This is a genomic window from Massilia sp. LXY-6 (assembly GCF_051233485.1).
In the GTDB taxonomy this organism is placed as follows: domain Bacteria; phylum Pseudomonadota; class Gammaproteobacteria; order Burkholderiales; family Burkholderiaceae_D; genus Telluria.
Genome location: NZ_JBKFGF010000049.1, coordinates 15,071 through 36,842, shown reverse-complemented (window position 1 = coordinate 36,842; position 21,772 = coordinate 15,071). Strand labels below are relative to the sequence as shown.

The 21,772-nt window shown below is 65.4% G+C and carries 20 protein-coding genes and 1 tRNA gene; 16 read left to right on the top strand and 5 right to left on the bottom strand.

The genetic code is table 11. The annotated features are described in order from the left end of the window. Window positions 1-86 precede the first annotated feature (86 nt). Complete coding sequence (locus ACI48D_RS20910; RefSeq protein ID WP_435573177.1) at window positions 87-1,403, bottom strand: amidohydrolase family protein; 1,317 nt, start codon at window positions 1,401-1,403, stop codon at window positions 87-89. A 323-nt stretch (window positions 1,404-1,726) separates the two neighbouring features. Here ACI48D_RS20910 and ACI48D_RS20905 point away from each other — a divergent pair, with 323 nt between their 5' ends. Together ACI48D_RS20905 and ACI48D_RS20900 are read left to right on the top strand one after the other, a co-directional pair. Next, entirely contained in the window at window positions 1,727-3,280 is a 1,554-nt protein-coding gene (locus ACI48D_RS20905) for an ATPase domain-containing protein (protein ID WP_435573176.1), read from the top strand. Further along, on the top strand, window positions 3,277-4,512 hold the full coding sequence (locus ACI48D_RS20900; protein WP_435573175.1) for a sensor histidine kinase: 1,236 nt from the start codon (window positions 3,277-3,279) through the stop codon (window positions 4,510-4,512). Before ACI48D_RS20905 ends, ACI48D_RS20900 begins: the two co-directional genes overlap by 4 nt. A gap of 14 nt (window positions 4,513-4,526) precedes the next feature. Here ACI48D_RS20900 and ACI48D_RS20895 read toward each other — a convergent pair whose 3' ends face one another. Continuing rightward, window positions 4,527-4,904 carry a hypothetical protein gene (locus ACI48D_RS20895; RefSeq protein WP_435573174.1) on the bottom strand — a complete coding sequence of 126 codons (378 nt, stop codon included), beginning with the start codon at window positions 4,902-4,904 and terminating at the stop codon, window positions 4,527-4,529. Between the two features lie 118 nt (window positions 4,905-5,022). Next, entirely contained in the window at window positions 5,023-5,817 is a 795-nt protein-coding gene (locus ACI48D_RS20890; protein WP_435573173.1) for a 3-hydroxybutyrate dehydrogenase, read from the bottom strand. A 135-nt stretch (window positions 5,818-5,952) separates the two neighbouring features. On the opposite strand from ACI48D_RS20890, the gene ACI48D_RS20885 reads away from it, so the two are divergent. Genes ACI48D_RS20885 through ACI48D_RS20860 form a run of 6 tightly spaced genes read left to right on the top strand, consistent with a single transcriptional unit; the run spans window position 5,953 to window position 11,900 of the window. Further along, a complete protein-coding gene (locus ACI48D_RS20885) occupies window positions 5,953-6,840 on the top strand; it encodes an alpha/beta fold hydrolase (protein ID WP_435573172.1) in 888 nt (295 codons plus the stop codon). A gap of 12 nt (window positions 6,841-6,852) precedes the next feature. After that, complete coding sequence (locus ACI48D_RS20880; RefSeq protein WP_435573171.1) at window positions 6,853-7,203, top strand: RidA family protein; 351 nt, start codon at window positions 6,853-6,855, stop codon at window positions 7,201-7,203. A gap of 9 nt (window positions 7,204-7,212) precedes the next feature. Continuing rightward, on the top strand, window positions 7,213-9,462 hold the full coding sequence (locus ACI48D_RS20875; protein ID WP_435573170.1) for a RelA/SpoT family protein: 2,250 nt from the start codon (window positions 7,213-7,215) through the stop codon (window positions 9,460-9,462). A gap of 42 nt (window positions 9,463-9,504) precedes the next feature. Beyond that, entirely contained in the window at window positions 9,505-10,311 is an 807-nt protein-coding gene (locus ACI48D_RS20870; protein ID WP_435573169.1) for an MlaE family ABC transporter permease, read from the top strand. A gap of 21 nt (window positions 10,312-10,332) precedes the next feature. Then, on the top strand, window positions 10,333-11,274 hold the full coding sequence (locus ACI48D_RS20865) for an MlaD family protein (RefSeq protein WP_435573168.1): 942 nt from the start codon (window positions 10,333-10,335) through the stop codon (window positions 11,272-11,274). Next, window positions 11,271-11,900 carry a hypothetical protein gene (locus tag ACI48D_RS20860; protein ID WP_435573167.1) on the top strand — a complete coding sequence of 210 codons (630 nt, stop codon included), beginning with the start codon at window positions 11,271-11,273 and terminating at the stop codon, window positions 11,898-11,900. Before ACI48D_RS20865 ends, ACI48D_RS20860 begins: the two co-directional genes overlap by 4 nt. 19 nt (window positions 11,901-11,919) lie before the next feature. Here the strand turns inward: ACI48D_RS20860 and ACI48D_RS20855 are convergent, their stop codons facing one another. After that, entirely contained in the window at window positions 11,920-12,897 is a 978-nt protein-coding gene (locus ACI48D_RS20855; RefSeq protein WP_435573166.1) for an NAD(P)/FAD-dependent oxidoreductase, read from the bottom strand. 81 nt (window positions 12,898-12,978) lie between these two features. After that, window positions 12,979-13,896 (bottom strand): cation diffusion facilitator family transporter, encoded by a 918-nt coding sequence (locus tag ACI48D_RS20850; RefSeq protein ID WP_435573165.1) that lies wholly within the window; start codon window positions 13,894-13,896, stop codon window positions 12,979-12,981. A 102-nt stretch (window positions 13,897-13,998) separates the two neighbouring features. Here ACI48D_RS20850 and ACI48D_RS20845 point away from each other — a divergent pair. From ACI48D_RS20845 to ACI48D_RS20810, 8 genes are all read left to right on the top strand, one after another. Continuing rightward, window positions 13,999-14,075 (top strand) — tRNA-Val (locus ACI48D_RS20845). 233 nt (window positions 14,076-14,308) lie between these two features. Next, complete coding sequence (gene thrS, locus ACI48D_RS20840) at window positions 14,309-16,216, top strand: threonine--tRNA ligase (RefSeq protein ID WP_435573164.1); 1,908 nt, start codon at window positions 14,309-14,311, stop codon at window positions 16,214-16,216. Window positions 16,217-16,261: 45 nt separating this feature from the next. Further along, complete coding sequence (gene infC / locus ACI48D_RS20835) at window positions 16,262-16,786, top strand: translation initiation factor IF-3 (RefSeq protein WP_435573183.1); 525 nt, start codon at window positions 16,262-16,264, stop codon at window positions 16,784-16,786. Between the two features lie 306 nt (window positions 16,787-17,092). Next, window positions 17,093-17,293, top strand: coding sequence for a 50S ribosomal protein L35 (gene rpmI / locus ACI48D_RS20830; RefSeq protein ID WP_036228503.1), 201 nt, complete (start codon window positions 17,093-17,095; stop codon window positions 17,291-17,293). A gap of 20 nt (window positions 17,294-17,313) precedes the next feature. Beyond that, window positions 17,314-17,673, top strand: a complete 360-nt coding sequence (gene rplT / locus ACI48D_RS20825) for a 50S ribosomal protein L20 (protein ID WP_435573163.1) — start codon at window positions 17,314-17,316, stop codon at window positions 17,671-17,673. 136 nt (window positions 17,674-17,809) lie between these two features. Then, window positions 17,810-18,838 (top strand): phenylalanine--tRNA ligase subunit alpha, encoded by a 1,029-nt coding sequence (gene pheS / locus ACI48D_RS20820; protein ID WP_435573162.1) that lies wholly within the window; start codon window positions 17,810-17,812, stop codon window positions 18,836-18,838. A 19-nt stretch (window positions 18,839-18,857) separates the two neighbouring features. Further along, complete coding sequence (pheT, locus tag ACI48D_RS20815; protein WP_435573161.1) at window positions 18,858-21,284, top strand: phenylalanine--tRNA ligase subunit beta; 2,427 nt, start codon at window positions 18,858-18,860, stop codon at window positions 21,282-21,284. Between the two features lie 113 nt (window positions 21,285-21,397). Continuing rightward, window positions 21,398-21,766 (top strand): integration host factor subunit alpha, encoded by a 369-nt coding sequence (locus ACI48D_RS20810; RefSeq protein ID WP_435573182.1) that lies wholly within the window; start codon window positions 21,398-21,400, stop codon window positions 21,764-21,766. Window positions 21,767-21,772: the final 6 nt, after the last annotated feature.

Here is a 21,772-nt window from a genome sequence, read left to right as displayed (position 1 = left end):
CGCCCGCGCCTATAACCGATCCTACGCTTCCTGAATGTCAGGGCTCGCGCGATTGAAATGCTCAGGGCGCCGCTCAGGGGCGTCGCTCAGGGGCGCCGATATACGGTGCCGCCTTTCATCACGAAGCCCACCTTGCGCAGCGCCGCGATGTCGGCGGTCGGGTCGCCCTCGACCGCGACCACGTCGGCCAGGTTGCCGGCCTGCAGCGCGCCCAGGTCCTTCTTGCCGAGGATGCCGGCGGCGACCGTGGTGGCGGCGCGCAGCGCTTCCGTCGGGGTCATGCCCAGGCGCACCATCCACTCCAGCTCGCGCTCGTTGGTGCCGTGGGTGAACACACCGACGTCGCTGCCGTTGCCGATCAGGACGCCCATCCTGTGCGCCAGCCTGAAGGCGCGTGCCGCTTCCTGCATGCCGGGAGTCGGGGTGCCGCCGCGCACGTGCTTCTGGAAATATTCACCGATCGCTTCCGGCGCGGTCAGCGTCGGCACGTAGGCGGTATGGCGTTCCAGCATCAGCTTGAAGGTGGCCTCGCTGGCGCCGTAGCCATGCTCGATGCTGTCGACCCCGGCCAGCACCGCCAGGCGGATCGCGTCGTCGCTGCTGGCGTGGGCCGCCACCTTGCGTCCCGTGACGTGGGCGGCCGCCACCATCGCCTTCATCTCTTCCAGCGTGAAGGTGGGACGGACACTCCCGTCGATGCCGGTGCGGTAGTCGGCGTAGAACTTGATCCAGTCGGCGCCGTGCGAGGACTGCTCGCGCACCGCCTTGGTCGCCTCATCCACGCCGGTGGCCTGCTGGGCGCCGTAGGGAATCTCCATGTCCGGACGGTAGCTGCGCTCGGCCGGGCCGTAGCTGGCGGTGGCGACGATGGCGCGGGTGGCGACCAGCAGGCGCGGCCCCGGTACCTGGCCTTCCTCGATGGCGCGCTTGATGCCGACGTCGGCATAGTCGACGCCTTCGGTGCCGAGGTCGCGCAGGGTGGTGAAGCCGGCCTGCAGGGTGTCGGCCGCGTGGCGCACGGCCAGCGCGATGCGGTAGCTAGGGGCTTCCTTGATCACCTGGTCGTCCCAGGTGGTTTCGTTATACGGGTGCAGCAGCACGTGCGAGTGCAGGTCGATCAGGCCGGGAATCAGGGTCTTGCCGGGCAGGCTGATGCGCTCGGCGTCGGCCGGCACCGCCATCTTGTCCGCCGGGCCGACCGCCTGGATGCGGCCCTGGGTCACCAGCACGCTCCAGCCCGGGTGAGGCGCGCCGTCGCCGGTCCAGACCTTGTCCGCCGTGATCAGGACCGGGCGCGGCTCGGCGGCTTGCCCTGTCGCGGGCGCGGCCTGGGCCGGTATGTCGATCAGGGCGGCCAGTGCCGCGAACATGGAAAGGACGAGCTGCTTGGCGCGGATCCGCATGGTGTCTTCCTCTTGTCGTTATGGAATGGAAAGACGCCATCATAGCGGAGCATGGGAAGAGTGTCTGTATTGAAACATGGAACAGCCTGACTGTTTCAATCGTGTCAAAGAGGCAAGAGCCAGCGCGCTACAATCGACCTGGCATTGTCCGATTTGATGATGCCCGGCTCGCTCGACGGCATGGGCCTGGAGCTGGAATTCATCCAGAAACCGACTACGCTGGAAGTGGTCAGGCGCGCCATCGGACGGGCCCGGCAATGGCATTGCCGAACTGTTGCGCTCCCACATGTTAAGCTGGACAACCATATGACAAGGATGAAGCAATGAACGAGCTGGTGAACACCGGGATTGCCGGCCTCGACGAGGTCTTGCACGGGGGCATTCCCCGCAATAACAACCTGCTCGTCGAAGGACCGCCGGGCTCGGGCAAGACCACGTTCGGACTGGGCTTCATCTACCATGGCGCGGTGGACTACGACGAGCCGGGCGCGATCGTGTCGTTCGAACTCGATCCGGCCAAGCTGCTGCGCGACGCCGCCGGTTTCAACTGGGACCTGCAAGGCATGATCGACCAGGGCAAGATCAAGATCATCCAGACCAGCCCGGCCGTGCTGCTGAGCGAATTCCGCAACGAGGACAGCGCTTTCGCCGCCGCGCTGGTGGCGATGGGCGCGAAGCGTCTGCTGATCGACGGCCTGACGCCGCTGCGCCTGTATGCCGAAGTCAACGACATGCCCTTCCGTGAAGATGTTCACCTGCTCATCGAGAGCCTGACCCGCCTGGGCGTCACCACCATGGTGACCGCGGAAAAGGACGAGTCGCTCGGCGCCGTGCTGGCGCACGAACGGTTTGTGTTCGATACCATCATCTCGCTCACCTTCGAAGAAGCCCGGCGCCGTGTGCACCGCCGCCTCACGGTGCTGAAGTCGCGCGGCCAGGATTTCATCGGCGGCAGCCACACCATGCGCATCGAGCCGCAGGTCGGCGTGCACGTCTACCGCCGGGCCCAGTCGCGCCCCGTCGCTTCGCCCGACCAGCCCACCTCGGAAGAGCGCCTGTCGACCGGTTCGCCGGCCATCGACCAGATGATGGACGGCGGTATCTACAAAGGCTCGGTGACGCTGGTAAGCGGCATTTCCGGCACCGGCAAGACGGTGTTGAGCGTCCAGTTCCTGACCAATGCCATCAAGACCGGCCACAAGGCGCTGCTGGTCAGCCTGGACGAGCATCCCCGCCAGCTGATCCGCAACGCCAGGTCGCTCGGCTTCGACCTCGAGGGGCTGGTCGACAGCGGTGAGCTGTTCATCCATTATGAATCGCCGCTGGAACTCGAACTGGACGTGCACTTCGACCGCATCGTCAAGCTGGTGGAGCGGGAGCAGATCGACTGCGTCGTGTTCGACTCGATTGCCGTCTATGAAATGACCAGCCGCGGCGAGGTCGCCGACTACCTGTACGCGCTGGCGAGCTTCTTCAAGAACCGCCTGGCGACGACCCTGTTCAACTACGAAAGTCCGGAACTGCTGGGTGTGTCGCAGATCAGCGAGGAACTCAAGGGATCGCACCTGGTCGACAACATCATCCTGCTGAACTACGTGGAAATTTCCACCGTGCTGCGCCGCGCGCTCGCCGTTCCCAAGGTGCGCGGCAGCCGCAACCTGCAGGTCACGCGTGAATATGCGATCGGCGTGGGCGGCCTGCTGCTGATGGAAGAGAGCGGCGACGCTGCCCAGGCCGTGCCGCAATTGCCGTTCTCGTCCTACTACGGACTGCTGTCACGCTCGCCATCGCGCCAGAGCCCGCTGGTCGAGGAAGCCGTGGCGACTGGTGCACCCTTGCCCGGCTCGACCCATCCGAGGACCGAAAAAACTTGGTGATCACGGTCGAACTGCCGGACCAGGCCTCGGTTGCCTGGGATGATTGGGAAACGCCGCTGCGCCAGTTTACGGAAGCGACGGGGCTGGTCACGTCGGTCTACGACACCGCGGGCGTGCGGCGGATCGGGCCCTTGACGGGCTCGCGCATGGCGAAGCTGCTGGCGGAGCGTTCGAGCCTGTGGGCCGAAGACGGTCCCGGCACGGCGCTCGAGCGCAGGCTGGTGCACACCGTGCATGCACAGGGCACCTCGGCAGCGACGCAATACGGCGAAGCCTTCCGGGTATGCGCGCAGCCGCTGCTGCTGCGCGGCGCCGTCTACGGCGTCCTGTTGTTCGGCTGGCGCTTCGCCGACTTCGGTTCGCCGCTGGCCTGCGAGCGCATCGCCAAGCAGATCGGCTTGCCCGGCCACCTGCTGTGGAACGAGGCGCGGCTCGACGCCCCGGTGTCCGAAAAGCGGATGGCAACCTATGCGGCCCTGCTGGGTACGCTGTCGAGCACGCTCGACCGCCAGCGTGAAACCATCGACGACCTAACGCGCGTCAACCGTACGCGCGAACTGTTCCTGGCCACCGTCTCGCATGAGATGCGCACGCCGCTGTCGGCACTGTCCATGCGCATCGAATTGATGCTGCGCACGATTCCCGACCTGCCGGCAAGGGCGGTCAGCGGCCTCGAAGCGATGCGCCTGCACGTGCGCCAGGAAACGGCCATGGTCGACGACCTGATCGACGCGGCCCGCACCCTGACCGGGCAGATGTCGATCGATCGCGCGCCGGTCGGGCTGGGCCAGGTCCTGCGCGACGCCATCTCGACGGTGGAAACGCATGCGCATGCCAAGCACATCCCGATACAGGTGAGCCCGGGCGATGACGGCGACCGGATCCGCCTCGAAGCGGATGGGCGGCGGCTGCAGCAGGTGTTCTGGAACCTGCTGTTCAATGCGGTGAAGTTCACGCCGGCGCACGGCATCATCCGCATCGCGGTCCGCCCGCTCGACGGCGCGGTCGAGATCGACATCGCCGACTCCGGGCAGGGCATCGAGGCCGAGGACCTGCCGCACGTGTTCGGCGCCTTCAGGCTGCAGCAGCACGACAATGCCACCGGCCTGGGACTGGGACTGTATATCGCGCGCCGCATCGTCGAGCTGCACGGGGGCACGCTCAGCGTCACCAGCCCCGGGCGCGGCCAGGGCACCACCTTCGTCGTGCGCCTGCCCACCGCCCCCGCCTGAGGCCCGGGCGCGATTTACTGCAGGTCGCCCAGCGACTGCTCGATCCCGAGCTGGACGTCGCGCAGGAAGGCGCCGCCCTTGTCCGACAGCGCGATGCCGGGCACGGCCAGTTCGACCAGGCACACCAGCGCCTGGCGGAACCATTCCATGTCGGTGCCCATCAGGGGCAGGGCGTGGGCGTCGATCAGGTAGTACACGGCGCGGCTCAGGAGGTTGGGGTCGCGCCCGGCGCGGGCGATGCCGGGGGCGAAGTCGACGACTTCACGGTGGAAGCGGTCGGCCAGGGTCTCCAGGATGTCGTTCGAGACCAGGGGCTGGCCGGCGGCCAGCACGACCCGGGCCAGGTCCAGGCAGGCGTCCTGCAATTCCTGTTCGTCGAGGCGCTGCGTCATGGCGTTGCTGCTTTCTTGCGTTGTGGAAGGCGCTAGCATGACACGGATCGCGGCTTTACGCCGCGAGCGGGTGACGCGGCGGCGCAAGGCGCGCCGCCGCCGAGGGAAGGACCGGGGATTACTGTGCGGCCCAGCCGCCGTCCATGTTCCAGGCCACGCCGCGCACCTGGTCGGCGGCCGGCGAGCAGAAGAACACGGCCAGCGCGCCCAGCTCTTCGGGCGTGACGAATTCGCCGGACGGCTGCTTCTCGGCCAGCAGGGCCTTCTTGGCCTGCTCGTTCGGGATGCCTTCGCGGGCGGCGCGGTCGTCGACCTGCTTCTGCACCAGCGGGGTCAGCACCCAGCCCGGGCAGATCGCGTTGCAGGTGACGCCGGTGTGCGCGTTCTCCAGCGCGGTCACTTTGGTGAAGCCGACCAGGCCGTGCTTGGCGGCGACGTAGGCCGACTTGCCGGCGGAGCCAACCAGGCCGTGCACCGAGGCCAGGTTGATGATGCGGCCCCAGTTCTTCTGCTTCATGCCGGGCAGGGCCAGGCGGGTGGTGTGGAAGGCCGAGGTCAGGTTGATGGCGATGATGGCGTCCCATTTGTCGGCCGGGAACTCGTCGACGTTGGCGACGTACTGGATGCCGGCGTTGTTGACGAGGATGTCGACGCCGCCGAATTTCTCGGCGGCGAAGGCCATCATGGCCTCGATCTGGTCGGGCTTGGACATGTCGGCGTTGTGGTAAGCGGTACGCACGCCGAATTCCTGGCCGATGTCGGTGTACAGCTTCTCGATCTGCTGGGCGTCGCCGAAGCCGTTGAAGACGATATTCGCGCCCTGCTGGGCCAGCGCACGTGCGATGCCGAGGCCGATGCCCGAGGTCGAGCCGGTCACGAGGGCGGTCTTGCCGCTTAACATACTGGAATTCATTGCTTCCTCATCTTTAAAGGTTGGTAATCGAACGCTGTGTCGGTCTATCCGCGCCGGACTTGGTAGAATTCTAATCGGATCGCCGGTTAAAATGTTGGCGGCCGTTCAAGTCACGAACAGGAAGAGGGGAAAGGCATGGTCGAAGCGAGGCTGAAAAGCGTGCAATGCAGTTCGCCGGCCGGCCTGCACCGCATGGCCTACAAGGAGTGGGGCGATCCGGCCAACCCCCGCGTGCTGGTGTGCGTGCATGGCGTGACCCGCGTGGCCGGCGACTTCGATGCGCTGGCGCGCGCCCTGAGCGACCATTACCGCGTGGTCTGCCCGGACGTGGCCGGCCGCGGCCGTTCCGAGCGCCTGCGCGACCCCGGCCTGTACGTGGTCCCGCAGTATGTGGCCGACATGGTGACCCTGATTGCCCGCGTCACGGCAAACGACGAGGAAGGCACGGTGCACTGGGTCGGCACCTCGATGGGCGGCCTGATCGGCATGATCCTGGCGTCCTTCGAGAACAGCCCGATCCGCCGCCTGGTGCTGAACGATATCGGCCCGGTACTGGATCCGGCCGCGATGGCGCGCATCGGCGAGTACATCGGCCAGGACGTGCGCTTCCCGGACTTCGAGACCGGCGCGCGCTTCGTGAAGGACGTATCAAGCTCGTTCGGCCCGCACAGCGAGGATGAATGGCGCAAGCTGGCCGGCGACGTGCTGGTCCAGGAGCCGGATGGTGCCTGGGTGCGCCACTACGACATCAAGCTGGCCAGGCCTTTCGCCGCGATCACGCCCGAGCGCGCGCAGCAGGACCAGGCCGCGCTGTGGGCCGCCTTCGATGCGATCCGCTGCCCGACGCTGCTGATCCGCGGCGAACTGTCCGACCTGCTGTCGCGCGCGACGGCGGAAGAGATGGCGCGCCGCGGCCCGAAGCCGCAACTGGCTGAAATTCAGGGCGTCGGCCATGCGCCGACCCTGATGCACGCGCAGCAGATTGCGATCGTGCGCAATTTTTTAATCAACAATCAAACCTAGGGATAGAAAAACATGGAAATCAAACGTCTGTACGTCGGCAAGCGCCTGTCCGAAGTCGCCATCCACCTCGGCACGGTCTACCTGGCCGGCCAGATCGCCAGCGACACCACCCAGGACATCGTCGGCCAGACCCGCGAGGTGCTGGGCCACGTCGACCGCCTGCTGACCGAAGCCGGCAGCAGCAAGGCCCAGATCCTGAGCTGCCAGATCTACATCTCGGACATGGCGAATTTCGCCGGCATGAACGAAGTCTGGGATGCCTGGGTCGTGCCGGGCTACACGCCGCCGCGCGCCACCGTCGAAGCGAAGCTGGCGAACCCGGCCTGCCTGGTCGAGGTCGTGGTCGTCGCCGCACAGGCGTAAGCACCTCAGATGGTAGCGATTGCCGCGCTCGGCGACGCCACGACCCAGCTCGTCCAAGGCCTCGGGCCGGAGGACCGCGCGCGGGTGCAGGCGGCGCTGGACTTCGCCTTTGGCGCCTATGGCGAGCGTCAAGCCTCGTCCGGCCAGAGTGCCTTCGAGTTCTCGCTCGGGGTGGCGGTCACGCTCGCCCTGCTGCGCAGCGATGCCGAGACCCGCATCGCCGGCCTGCTGTTCGAGTTGTGCCTGGTCGAGCCGCTGAGCGCCGAGACGCTGGAGCAGCGCTTCGGCAGGGAAGTGGCCGACATGGTGCACGGCGTGCACCAGCTGATCCGGCTGCGCGACCTGACCGCGACCCAGGCCCCGGTCGGGCGCGGCAAGAACGCCGCCCAGCAGGCGATGGCCCAGGTCGAGACCCTGCGCAAGATGCTGCTGGCGATGGCGCCCGACATGCGCGTGGTGCTGGTGCGGCTGGCGTCCTGCGTGACCAGCCTGCGTTATTTCGCCGAGCGGAAGCGCTTCGACGAGATGACCCACAATTACGGGCGCGAAGTACTCGACCTGTATGCGCCGCTGGCCAACCGCCTCGGCATCTTCCAGCTCAAGTGGGAGCTGGAAGACCTGGCCTTCCGCATGATCGAGCCCGAAACCTACAAGCGCATCGCCAAGATGCTCGAAGAGAAGCGCATGCTGCGCGAGAGCTTCGTGCAATGCTCGATCGAGCGTTTGCAGGCGGAGCTGGCGGCCGCAGGCATCAAGGCCGAGGTCAGCGGCCGACCGAAACACATCTACAGCATCTGGAAGAAGATGCGCGGCAAGCACCTCGACTTCAACGAGCTGTACGACGTGCGCGCCTTCCGCGTGATCGTCGCCGACGTCAAGACCTGCTACACGGTGCTCGGCCTGGTGCACCACATGTGGACCCCGATCCCGAAGGAATTCGACGACTACATCTCGCGCCCGAAGGGCAACGGCTACCAGTCGCTGCACACGGTCGTCACCGCCGACGACGGCCGGCCGCTCGAGGTGCAGATCCGTACCCAGGAGATGCACAACTTCGCCGAGTACGGGGTAGCCGCGCACTGGCGCTACAAGGAGGAGGGCGGCTCCAACTTCAAGAGCCAGCAGTACGACGAGAAGATCGCCTGGCTGCGCCAGCTGCTGGCCTGGAAGAGTGACGTCGCCGATGCCGTCACCGGCAGCGGCCATGAGGAACTGCAGCGCGAATGGGTCGAGAAGCTGAAGTCGACCACGCTCGACGACCGCATCTTCGTGCTGACCCCGCAGGCGCGTGTGCTCGAGCTGCCGCAGGGCGCGACGCCGATCGACTTCGCCTACCACCTGCACAGCGAGGTCGGGCAGCGCTGCCGCGGCGCCAGGATCGACGGCGTGATGGTGCCGCTGAACACCCCGCTGAAGAATGGCCAGACCTGCGAGATCATCACCGCCAAGGGCGCACCCGGCAGTGCCGGGCCGTCGCGCGACTGGCTCAGCCCCGGCTACACGGTGTCGAGCCGCACGCGCGCCAAGATCCGCGCCTGGTTCCATGCCCAGGAGCTGGCCGAGACCCTGGCGCACGGGCGCGCACTGGTGGAGAAATCGCTGCAGCGCGAGGGCAAGACCGCGGTCAACCTGGAGCTGCTCGCGCACAAACTCGGCTTCGCGAAAGTGGACGACCTGTTCATCGCGGTCGGCAAGGAGAAGTTCAGCCTGCGCCACGTCGAAGCGGCCCTGCACGATCCAAGCGAGACCCCGCCGCCGCAGGGAGACACGGCCGTGGTCAACAAGAGCCGCGCCTCCAGCGTGGAGCAGGGCGCCAAGTCGGGCGTGCTGGTGGTCGGCACCGAAGGCATGCTGACCATGCTGGCCAAGTGCTGCAAGCCGGCGCCGCCGGACCCCATCGTCGGCTTCGTCACGCGCGGCAAGGGCGTGTCGATCCACCGCGCCAGCTGCAAGAACTTCGGCGAGATGGCGTCCAAGGCGCCGGAACGCGTCATCGAGACCGAGTGGGGCGACGCCGGCAAGGACACGGTCTACCCGATCGACATCTTCATCCTGGCCTCCGACCGCCAGGGCCTGCTGCGCGACATCTCCGAGGTACTGGCGCGCGAGAAGATCAACGTGATCGGCGTGAACACACAAAGCGCCAAGGGCCAGGCGCGGATGGTGTTCACCGCCGAGATCGGATCGACCGGGCAGCTGCAGAAGGCCTTGTCCGCGATCGGTGAAGTCTCCGGCGTGCAGGAAGCGCGAAGGACATGATACGGCTGGGGTAACACCTCCCGAAATCTGTATCATGTAAATATGCCGATTTCATCGCTCCTCTATATCAAGCCGCGCGACTGGGGTGCCCGCATCGGGCGCTATGCGGCCAGCTGGTGGGCCATGCTGTACCTGGGCGCGGTCGCGCTGGTAATGGCGATGTCGCCCTCGACCTGGCACCGCGCCAACCGCCTGGCGACGTCGCGCTACATCTATGCCAGCACCTGGGCGGTGCTGCCCTGGTTCACGCTGCTGACGGCCCTGATCAGCCTCGTCATCATCCGCATCGTGCTGGTGACGGCGCAGAGCTACGGCTTGTCCGGCTTCGCGCTGGAGATGATGGTGCGGGTACTGGTGCTGGAGCTGCTGCCGCTGTCGGCGGCGATGTTCGCGGCCCTGCGCGCCGGCATGGCCTTCGACGCCAACGCGATGGGCCTGGCCGCCAGTGGGGTGGCCCCCGGCGATGCCACCGACACGGCCCTGCGCCGCGTGCGCCGCGACCTGGTGCCGCAGGTGATCGCCAACGCCTTCTCGGTGCTGAGCCTGGCCATGGTCAGCAGCGTGATCGTGCTGGTGCTGGCCTACCTGAACGTGTACGGGGTGTCGCCGTGGGGCCTGGGCGACTATACCCGCACGGTGGGGCGCGTGTTCGATCCGACCGTGACCCTGGGATTCGTGTTCAAGACCGTGCTGTTCGGGCTGGCCGTGGCGGTGATCCCGAGCGCCGCGATCCTGGACATGCTGCGCCACCGGCGCCGCCACCGCTCGAACGTCCAGCCGGGCGCGCTGCGCCTGCTGTTCGTGCTGCTGCTGATCGAGGCCAGTTCGCTGGCCGTCAAGTACATCTGAATCATCGTTGAAGGACCATCCATGGCCGACCCCATCCCCGCCAATCTTCCCGACGAGCCGAAACACGTCGAAGCGAAGGCGCTGATCCTGCTGATCGTGATCGGCGCCTTGATCGTCGCCTTCTTCCTCTACGTGATGTATGCGCGCGGGGTGTTCGAGCCCACCCAGCGGCTGGTGCTGGTGACCGATAATTCCGAAGGCGTGATCCCGGGCATGGACATGACTTTCGCCGGCTTCCCGATCGGGCGCGTGCGCCAGGTCGACCTCGGCAAGGACGGCAAGGTCAACATCCTGGTCGACATCCCGAAGAACGACGCCAAATGGCTGCGCACCACCAGCGTGTTCACCCTGGAATCGAGCGTGGTCGGCCAGACCCGCCTGCGCGCCTACAGCGGCATCCTTACCGATCCGCCGCTGCCGGACAAGGCGCAACGGCCGGTGCTGCGCGGCGACGCCGCCGCCGAGATCCCGCGCCTGGTGTCGACCGCGCGCACGCTGCTCGAAAACCTGGAAAACATGACGCGGCCCGACTCGGCGATCGGCAACACGCTGGCGAACGTCGAGACCCTCAGCGGCCGCCTGACCGGGAAGTACGGCGTGCTGGGCACCGCCCTGGGCGGCGACGAGGAGGCGAAGAAGCTGCTGCAGACCCTGCAGCGCGTGGACGCCATCCTGGCCAAGACCGACCAGCGGGTGTTCGGCAGGAACGGCGTGATGGACGACACCCAGGCCGCGGTCCGGCAGCTGAACGGGGTCCTGGCCGACGCCCGCACCACGCTGCAGAAGGTCGACGCGGTGCTGGTCGAGGCCCAGGCGGTGGGCGCCAACGCCAAGGTCGCCACCCAGGACCTGGGCCGGCTGCGCGGCGAGGTCGACGCCAGCCTGCGCAAGGTGAACCGGCTGGTCGACGAGATCAACCGCAAATGGCCGTTCAAGCGCGACGAGGAGATCAAGCTGCCATGAAGCCGACTATCTGGATGCTCGTTCTGGTGCTGGCCGGCTGCGCCAGCAAACCCCAGCCGCCCGACTGGCAGCCGAATGCGAAGAGCGCACTGGATGGCTTCACGCGCGCCTGGCTGGACGGCGACACGGCCGCCGCCGACGCCGAGTTCGCGCGCGCGCGCCGCGAAACCGCCAGCACCGGGCGCTTCGAGCGCGTGGCCCAGGCCGAGCTGGTGCGCTGCGCCGCGCGCGTCGCCGCCCTCGACTACGACTGCCCGGGCTACGCGGCGCTGGCGCGCGACGCGACCCCGGCCCAGCAGGCCTACGCGGCCTACCTGCAGGGACAGTGGCAGGGCTTGAACGCGGGCCTGCTGCCGGAACAGCACCGTGGCGTCGTCAGCGGCGGCACGCTGGCCGGCGTGCAGGACCCGCTGGCGCGCCTGGTGGCGGCGGGCGCCCTGCTGAAGGCGGGGAAGATCGCGCCGGCCGATATCGCGAAGGCGGTCGACACGGCATCCGACCAGGGCTGGCGCAGGCCGCTGCTGGCCTGGCTGGGCGTCCAGGAACAACGGGCGCAGGCGGCCGGCGACACGCAGGCGCTAGGGCAGATCCGCCGGCGCGCGGCACTGGTGTCGGAGAAGCCCTGAGCGGGCACTCCTCAGACGTTCAGGCAGCCGTCCACCCCGCCTGTGCCGGCCTTGTGGATCCCTGCCGCAGCGCTGGCGGCAGCTGGTTGTGGATGCGGGTCGCCGCGCGCGCCGCGCCGCCGGTCGCCACCGCGATCTGGTTCAGGCCCACGGTGACGTCGCCGATCGCATACAGGCCCGGTACGCTGGTGGCCTGGTGGTCGTCCACCACCAGTTCGTCGCATTGGGCGGTGCGCGCACCGAGGTTCAGCGCCAGGTTCGAGCGCGCCTTCTCGCCCAGCATCGGATAGAACACGTCGGCCGAGTACTCCTCGCCGTCCTCGGTGTGCAGCACCGGCTTCATCGACGCGTCCAGGGTCACGGAGCGCAGCGGCGACTCGATCAGGCGCACCCCGGCGGCGTCCAGGCGGCGCCGCTCGTCGTCGTTCAGCATGGACGGCGAGCCACGCTCGAACAGCGTCACGTCGCTGCTGTAGGTGCGCATGAACAGGGCGTGGCCGACCGGGTTGGTGTCGGCGGTGGCGACTGCGATCCGCTTGTCCATCACGTCGAAGCCGTCGCATACGGGGCACAGGCGCAGCGAACCGAAGGCGATCGCCTCGCGCCAGTTCTCGATCGGCAGGCCGGCGTCGGCCACGCCGGTGGCCAGCAGCACGGTATGGGCGCGTAGTTGCGTAGGGTCTCCTTCCGCGTCTTCGGCCGCGTAGTCGGCGACGAACAGGCCGTCTTCGATGCGCAGGTCGAGGATCTCGCCCGGCATCACCGTGCCGCCGTAGCGCTCCAGCTGGACCGTCAGGTTGCCCAGCAGGACGTGGCCCGGCACGCCTTCCGGAAAGCCCGGATAGTTGTGCGAGACCGGTATCAGGCGCAGCCGGCTGTTGCCCTTGTCGACCAGGGCGACCGAGCGGGTGAAGCGGCGCAGGTAGATGGCGGCGGTCAGGCCGGCGGGGCCGCCGCCGACGATGAGGGTGTCGTAGACTTGGTCTGAATTAGGCATGTGCTGATTATCGACATGCCCATGGGGGCGTTCCTATCGGCGTGCGCCCCGCAGCCGGGTCGGAAGCCGCTGACATGCTGATCAGTGGGCGCTGTGCGGCTCCGGCTGCAGGGTCACGTGGTCGATGCCGTGTTTGTCGAGCAGCATGTCCTTGACGGCGCGCAGCACCTCCGGCCAGGCGTTCAGGTCGGCGATTTCGAGGTGGCCGATCAGGGCCGGCTCGCCCGGCGACATGTCCCACACGTGCAGGTCATGCACCGACAGCACGCCCGGAACCGCGGCCAGGTCGGCGCCGACGCCGAGGTAGTCGATCTGGTGCGGCACGCCCTCCATCAGGAAGTGGTAGGACTCGCGCAGTACGCCGACGGTCGATTTCAGGATCAGCAGCGACACGAAGATCGAGAGGATCGGGTCGATCCGTACCCAGCCCGTGAAATGGATGATGGCGCCGGCGGCGATCGCGGCCACCGAGCCGAGCAGGTCGCCCAGCACGTTGACCAGGGCGGCGCGCGTGTTGATGCTCTGCTCGCCCCGCGACAGCACCCACGCCACCAGGATGTTGATGCAGGCGCCGATCGCCGCGACCACGAACACGGTGCCGCCCTGCACGGCCTCGGGCTTGAGCAGGCGCTGCGCCGCCTCGTAGACGATCCAGGCGACCAGCAGCAGCATCGCCAGGCTGTTCACGAAGGCCGCCAACGCCTCGGCACGCACGAAACCGAAGGAGTGGCGGCTCGATGGCGGGCGCCGCGCGATCAACTGGGCCATGAGCGCCAGGCCGAGGGCGGCGGCATCGGTGACCATGTGGCCCGCGTCCGAGATCAGGGCCAGCGAATTCGAGAAATAGCCGGTGACGGCTTCGATCAGCGCGAACAGCAGGGTCAGGCACAGCGCCAGCCCCATCGCGGCCTGGCTGCGGCCCTCGATCACGTGGCCGTGGCGGGCGTCGCCGTCGAGGTGGGCGTGCAGGTGGGCGGAGGAAGGGGAGTGGTCGGACATGGTCAACATGGTCGGTGGAAACAGGCGCGAGTATAAGGGAGGGAGGACTTGTCGTGTGACTCCTTGCGCATCTGCAGCATAGCCCCTATAATGGTCGGACACGGGCGGTTAGTTCAGCTGGTTAGAATACTTGGTCGACATCCAAGGGGTCGCAGATTCGAATTCTGCACCGCCCACCAGAATACTTAGGTAAGAGCGAGAAAGGCACCGACGGTTATGACACCGCGAACTACAACGATGTTGTGGGGGAATCGCTAGACGCGGTACGGTGATCTTTTGTCTCAAGAAACTCGACAACACTGATAAAACGCGCCTGGTGCGCGTTTTTTTTCGCCCCAATACTTTCCATTTCAATTTTACTAACTCATTTGCTAATTTTGCGGGCGCGACTGGCGCCGAAGAGGAGATCAAGATGCTGAATGTGCGACTTCCGGACGGCTCCAGCCGTCAATTCGAAGGCCCGGTGACCGTGGCCCAGGTGGCCCAGAGTATCGCCCCGAGCCTCGCCAAGGCCGCCCTGGCCGGCAAGGTCGACGGCAAGGTGGTCGATACCTCCTTCCTGATCGAGAACGATGCCGACCTGGCCATCGTCACCGACAAGGATCCGGAAGGCCTGGACGTCATCCGCCACTCGACCGCGCACCTGCTGGCCTACGCCGTCAAGGAACTGTTCCCGGAAGCCCAGGTCACGATCGGCCCGGTCATCGACAACGGCTTCTACTACGATTTCTCGTACAAGCGCCCGTTTACCCCGGACGACCTGGCCGCGATCGAGAAGAAAATGGCCGAGCTGGCCAAGAAGGACGAGCCGGTGACCCGCAAGGTCCTGCCGCGCGACGAGGCGGTGGCCTACTTCAAGTCGATCGGCGAAAACTACAAGGCCGAGATCATCGCCTCGATCCCGGCGAGCGAGGACGTGTCGCTGTACTCGGAAGGCGGCTTCACCGACCTGTGCCGCGGCCCGCACGTGCCGTCGACCGGCAAGCTGAAGGTGTTCAAGCTGATGAAGCTGGCCGGCGCCTACTGGCGCGGCGACTCCAAGAACGAGATGCTGCAGCGCGTCTACGGCACCGCCTGGGCCAAAAAGGAAGAGCAGGAGCAGTACCTGCACATGCTGGAAGAAGCCGAGAAGCGCGACCACAGGAAGCTCGGCAAGCAGCTGGACCTGTTCCACTTCCAGGACGAAGCCCCGGGCCTGATCTTCTGGCACCCGAAAGGCTGGACCATCTGGCAGCAGATCGAGCAGTACATGCGCAAGACCTACCAGACCACCGGCTACAACGAGGTGAAGGCGCCGCAGATCATCGACGTCACCCTGTGGCAGAAGACCGGCCACTGGGATAATTATCGTGAAAACATGTTCACGACCGAGTCGGAAAACCGCACCTACGCGCTCAAGCCGATGAACTGCCCGGGCCACGTGCAGATCTATAACGCCGGCCTGCGTTCCTACCGCGACCTGCCGCTGCGCTACGGCGAGTTCGGCCAGTGCCATCGCAACGAATCCTCGGGCGCGCTGCACGGCCTGATGCGGGTGCGCGGCTTTACTCAGGACGACGGCCACGTGTTCTGCACCGAAGAGCAGATCGCTCCCGAAGTGGTTGCCTTCCACGCCCAGGCGATGAAGGTATACGAGGACTTCGGTTTCGAGAACATCGACGTCAAGATCGCCCTGCGTCCGGAAAACCGCATCGGCTCCGACGAGGTCTGGGACCAGGCCGAGGAAGCCCTGCGTTCGGCCCTGCGCGGCTGCGGCGTGGAGTGGACCGAGCTGCCGGGCGAGGGCGCCTTCTACGGCCCGAAGATCGAGTACCACCTGAAAGACAGCCTGGGCCGTCCGTGGCAGGTCGGCACCATGCAGGTCGACTTCTCGATGCCGGGCCGCCTCGGCGCCGAGTATGTTGCCGAAGACAATACCCGCAAGGTGCCGGTGATGCTTCACCGCGCGATCGTGGGTTCGATGGAGCGCTTCATCGGCATTCTGATCGAGAACTACGCCGGCGCACTGCCGCTGTGGCTGGCCCCGGTTCAGCTTGCTGTCTTGAATATTTCTGATGCGCAAGCTTCCTACGTGAAAGAAGTGGAGGCGCGCCTGAAGGCGGCTGGACTGCGCGTTCACGCTGATTTGCGGAACGAGAAGATTACCTATAAAATCCGGGAGCATTCCGTCCAAAAACTGCCGTACATCTTAGTTGTCGGCGATAAAGAGCGGGATGCCAACACTGTGGCCGTTCGCGCACGCGGCAATGTCGACCTGGGCGTCATGTCCGTCGACGCGCTGCTGGAGCGCCTCCTCGGAGAGGTAGCAACCAAGGCGTAATACGCCTTGAGACGGCCCGAACTATTAACTTTAAAAGGAAACACCATAGCTACTGACAAGTCGTCACATCGCATCAATGGCGAAATCACCCATCCGGAAATGCGCCTGAATGGCGTGGACAATGAGCCGCTGGGCATCGTAAGCCTGGCTGACGCATTCCGTATGGCCGAGGAAGCGAACGTGGACCTGGTGGAGATCGCGCCAAACGCGGTCCCGCCCGTCTGCCGCCTGATGGACTACGGCAAGTTCAAGTACTCGGAACAGAAGAAAGCGCACGAAGCGAAGCTGAAGCAGAAGATCATCCAGGTCAAGGAAGTCAAATTCCGACCGGGTACGGACGAGGGTGACTACACCATCAAGCTGCGTAACCTGGTCAAGTTCCTGGAAGAGGGCGACAAGACCAAGATCACGCTGCGTTTCCGTGGTCGTGAGATGGCCCACCAGGACATCGGTGCGCGCATGCTGGAACGCCTGCGCGGCGATCTCGAGCCGTATGGCCAAATCGAGCAGTTCCCGAAGATGGAAGGCCGCCAGATGATCATGATCGTGGCGCCGAAGAAGAAGAAGTAATTCTTCATCAGCGTCACGCGCTTCATTCTCGCCGTGACAGTCAGGCCGGGCCAGGCCCGGACCCAGGTTCGCCTGTGTCCGGGCCTGGCCTATGCCGTTTGGCGATGGCGCGTGGGCACGTCGTGCCCACCAACACGCAAACCTATGCTAGAATCTGCGGTTCTCGTATCGTAATGATGCGAGAATGCAATACTGTAGTGGACTCGCTTCTGCTGCAGAAACAAGTGAAAGCAGGCATCCAAGAGCAGCGTTGCTGCCACCTGCAATCCTGTTACATATGAGGCTGCCTTTAAAGGGCAGAAGACTATGCCGAAAATGAAAACCAAAAGCTCCGCGAAAAAGCGTTTTCGCGTGCGTCCGGGTGGTACCGTCAAATCGGGTATGGCGTTCAAGCGTCACATCCTGACCAAGAAGACCACCAAGAACAAGCGCCAGCTGCGTGGCACCCGCAACATCAATGCGTCGGACGTCCAGAGCGTCTACCGCATGATGCCGTCTGCTGTTTAATCTCACACTAAGGAGCGAATATGCCTCGAGTAAAACGTGGGGTTACTGCACGTGCCCGTCACAAGAAGGTTCTTGAACTTGCCAAAGGCTATCGTGGCCGTCGCAGCAAAGTATTCCGTATTGCCAAGCAAGCAGTCATGCGCGCTGGCCAGTACGCATACCGCGACCGCCGCAACAAGAAGCGCGTCTTCCGCGCACTGTGGATCACCCGTATCAACGCAGCTTCGCGTTCGCACGGCATGACCTACAGCGCATTCATGAACGGCCTGAAGAAAGCCGCGATTGAACTGGACCGCAAAGTCCTGGCCGACATGGCTGTGAACGACAAGCCGGCATTTGCCGCTATCGTGAACACCGTCAAGACCACGCTGGCTGCCTGATTTCAGCATAGCGAACAGTTGTACAGCGCCGCGGTGAATGCCGCTGGCGCATAAAGGACGGGGCAAAGGTTGAAGGACCGATGCCCCGTTTTTGATTCTGGCGTTCCCCGCCTACCAAAACAGGAAAAGAACAAGCATGGAACTCGCAAACCTCGCGCTGGAAGAACTGGTCGTCTCGGCACAGGCTGACTTTGGTGCCGCGCAAGACGCTGCCGCGCTGGAAAACGCAAAAGCGAAATACCTGGGCAAGACCGGCCAGGTGACCGACATGATGAAGGGCCTCGGCAAGCTCGAACCGGAACAGCGCAAGGCCCAGGGCGCCCTGATCAACGCCGCCAAAGAAAAAATCGAACAGGCGTTGACGGCCCGCCGCGAGGACCTGGCGAATGTCCAGCTGATGGCGCGCCTGAACGCGGAGAGCATCGACGTTACCCTGCCGGGCCGCGGCCGCTCGACGGGCGGCATCCATCCGGTCATGCGGACCTGGGAGCGGGTCGAACAGATCTTCCGCTCGATCGGTTTCGACGTGGCCGACGGCCCCGAGATCGAGACCGACTGGACCAATTTCACCGCGCTGAACAGCCCGGAAAACCACCCGGCGCGTTCGATGCAGGACACCTTCTACATCGAAGGGAACGACAGCCAGGGCAAGCCGCTGCTGCTGCGCACCCACACCAGCCCGATGCAGGTGCGCTACGCCCGCACCCATACCCCGCCGATCAAGGTGATCGCGCCGGGCCGCACCTACCGCGTCGACAGCGATGCGACCCACTCGCCGATGTTCCACCAGGTCGAAGGCCTGTGGATCGGCGAAGACATCAGCTTTGCCGACCTGAAGGGCGTCTACCTGAACTTCGTGAAGGCCTTCTTCGAGACCGACGACCTGCAGGTGCGCTTCCGTCCGTCCTACTTCCCGTTCACCGAACCGTCGGCCGAGATCGACATCGCCTTCGGCTCCGGTCCGCTGAAGGGCCGCTGGCTGGAAGTCTCGGGCGCCGGGCAGGTGCACCCGCTGGTGGTGCGCAACTTCGGCCTGGACCCGGAAAAATTCATCGGCTTCGCGTTCGGCTCCGGCCTCGAGCGCCTGACCATGCTGCGCTACGGGATCAATGACCTGCGCCTCTTCTACGAGGGCGACCTGCGCTTCCTGAAGCAATTCAATTAAGAAGAACAAGGCTAAGATTATGCAATTCTCCGAAAACTGGCTCCGTTCCATGGTCGATCCGAAGATGACGTCGGATGAACTGGCCCACCTGCTCACCATGTCCGGCCTCGAAGTCGAAGAGGTGGACCCGGTCGCGCCGCCGTTCTCGAACGTCGTGGTCGCCGAAGTCAAGGAAGTGGCCAAGCACCCGAACGCCGACCGCCTGAACGTGTGCCAAGTCGATGCCGGCACCGGCACGCTCCTGAACATCGTCTGCGGCGCCCCGAACGTGCGCGCCGGCATGAAGGCGATTTGTGCCATGGCCGGCGCCGTACTGCCGCCGGGCGCCGATGGCAAGCCTTTCGAAATCAAGGTCGGCAAGCTGCGCGGCGTGGAGTCGCAGGGCATGATGTGCTCGGCCAAGGAACTGAAGATCTCGGAAGAAAGCAGCGGCCTGATGGAACTGCCGGAAGATGCGCCGGTCGGCCAGAACATCCGCGACTATCTCGGCTTGAACGACCAGAAGTTCACCATCAAGCTGACCCCGAACAAGGCGGACTGCCTGTCGGTGCTGGGCGTGGCGCGCGAAGTGTCGGCTCTGACCGGTGCGCCGCTGAGCTTCCCGGCCCAGCGCATCGTCCCCGTCACCACCGACGAGGTCCTGCCGGCGACCGTGTCGGCACCCGACCTGTGCGGCCGCTTTACCGGCCGCGTGATCCGCGGCCTGAACGCGCGCGCCGCCACGCCCGAGTGGATGAAGCGCCGCCTCGAACGCAGCGGCCAGCGCTCGGTGTCGGCCCTGGTCGACATCTCCAACTACGTGATGCTGGAAACCGGCCAGCCCTCGCACGTGTTCGACCTGGCGAGGATCCATGGCGGCATCGACGTGCGCTGGGGCCGGAAAGGCGAATCGCTCAAGCTGCTGAACGGCAACACCGTCGAGGTCGACGAGTGGGTCGGCGTGATCGCCGATGAAAAAGAGATCGAATCGCTGGCCGGCATCATGGGCGGCGATTCCACCGCCGTCACGCTGGACACCACCGACATCTACCTGGAGGCCGCATTCTGGTGGCCGGGCGCGATCCAGGGCCGCGCGCGCCGCTTCAACTTCTCGACCGATGCGGCGCACCGCTTCGAGCGCGGGGTCGACTATGCCGGCACGGTCGAGCGCATCGAGCGCATCACCTCGCTGATCGTCGAGATCTGCGGCACCCCGGAAACCAAAGTCGGCCCGGTCGACGACCAGGTCGTCAACTTGCCGCAGCGCCAGCCCGTGGTGCTGCGTACCGCGCGCGCGCAAAAGGTGATCGGGGTGGCGATCGACGACGACACCGTCGCCGATATCTTCACCCGCCTGCAGCTACCGTTCACGCGCGAGCCGGGCCGCTTCACGGTGTCCGCGCCGTCCTACCGCTTCGACATCGAGATCGAGGAAGACCTGATCGAGGAGGTCGCGCGCGTCTACGGTTTCGAGAACATCCCGGCGCTCCCGCCCGTGGCCCCGTCCGCGATGCTGATCGAGCCGGAAAACACGCGCTCCTTATTTGCCATTCGCCACCAGTTGGCCGATCTCGGCTACCAGGAAGTGGTCAACATGAGCTTCGTGGAAAGCCAGTGGGAAACCGACTTCGCCGCCAACGACCAACCGATCCGCCTGCAGAACCCGATCGCCAGCCAGATGAGCGTCATGCGCTCGAACCTGATCGGCAGCCTGATCGCCAACGTGCGCTACAACCTCAACCGCAAGGCCGGCCGCGTGCGCGTGTTCGAGGTCGGCGCCGTGTTCCACCGCAATCCCGATGCCCAGGATGGCCCGCTGTCGATCGCCGGCTTCGACCAGCCCAAGCGTGTCGCCGCGATGGCCTACGGTCCGGCCTTCGACGAGCAGTGGGGCATGCCGACCCGTTCGGTCGACTACTTCGACGTCAAGGGCGACCTCGAAGCGCTGTTCGCGCCGCGCAGCCTGCGCTTCGCCAAGCTCGAGCATCCGGCGCTGCACCCGGGCCGTTCGGCCCAGGTCGAGCTGGACGGCAAGGTGATCGGCTTCATCGGTGAACTGCATCCGCGCTGGCTGCAGAAGTACGACCTGCCGCAGGCGCCGGTGCTGTTCGAGGTGGACGCCGAGGCCCTGCGCGAGCGCATCGTGCCGAGCTACAGCGACATCTCGAAGTTCCCGGGCGCCACCCGCGACCTCGCGCTGGTCGTGAAACAGGACCTGCCGGCCCAGGCGCTGATCGACGCTTTCAAGGCCGAGCTGGCGACGAACGCGAACGGCAAACTCGTGCAAGCCGTTGTTTTGTTTGATGAATATCGCGGCAAGGGTTTGGAGCAAGATGAAAAAAGCCTTGCTTTCCGCTTTAGCTTGCAAGATACTCAATCGACGTTGCAGGACGATGCGGTCGAGGCCATCATGGCCGCGCTTGCACAGGCAGCGCAACAACAATACGGCGCCAGACTGCGCGCCTGAATAAGGGCTACGTGCCTAACGGGGCCCGGGAAATCCGGGGCCCCATCCAGAACTTGAAGGTAGGGCTTAAAATTAACAACAACGACTTAGATTCCATCGTACTCGAGCAGGCGCTGGCCGCTCATCGGGTACGGCAGGAAGCGGAAAAGGAGTTGCCGACCCTGACCAAGGCGGAGCTGGCCGAGCTGCTGTTCGAGCAGGTTGGCCTGAACAAGCGCGAAGCCAAGGACATGGTCGAGACCTTCTTCGACGAGATCCGCAACGCGCTCGAGCGCGGCGAGGCGGTCAAGCTGTCCGGCTTCGGCAATTTCCAGTTGCGCGACAAGCCGCAGCGTCCTGGCCGCAATCCGAAAACCGGGGAAGAGATTCCCATCACGGCGCGCCGCGTCGTGACTTTCCACGCCAGCCAGAAACTCAAGAGCATGGTCGAGGAGGCCAATCCGGCCGGCTCCGACAACGCCTCGCTGGCGCGGGCAGCCTGAGTAGGT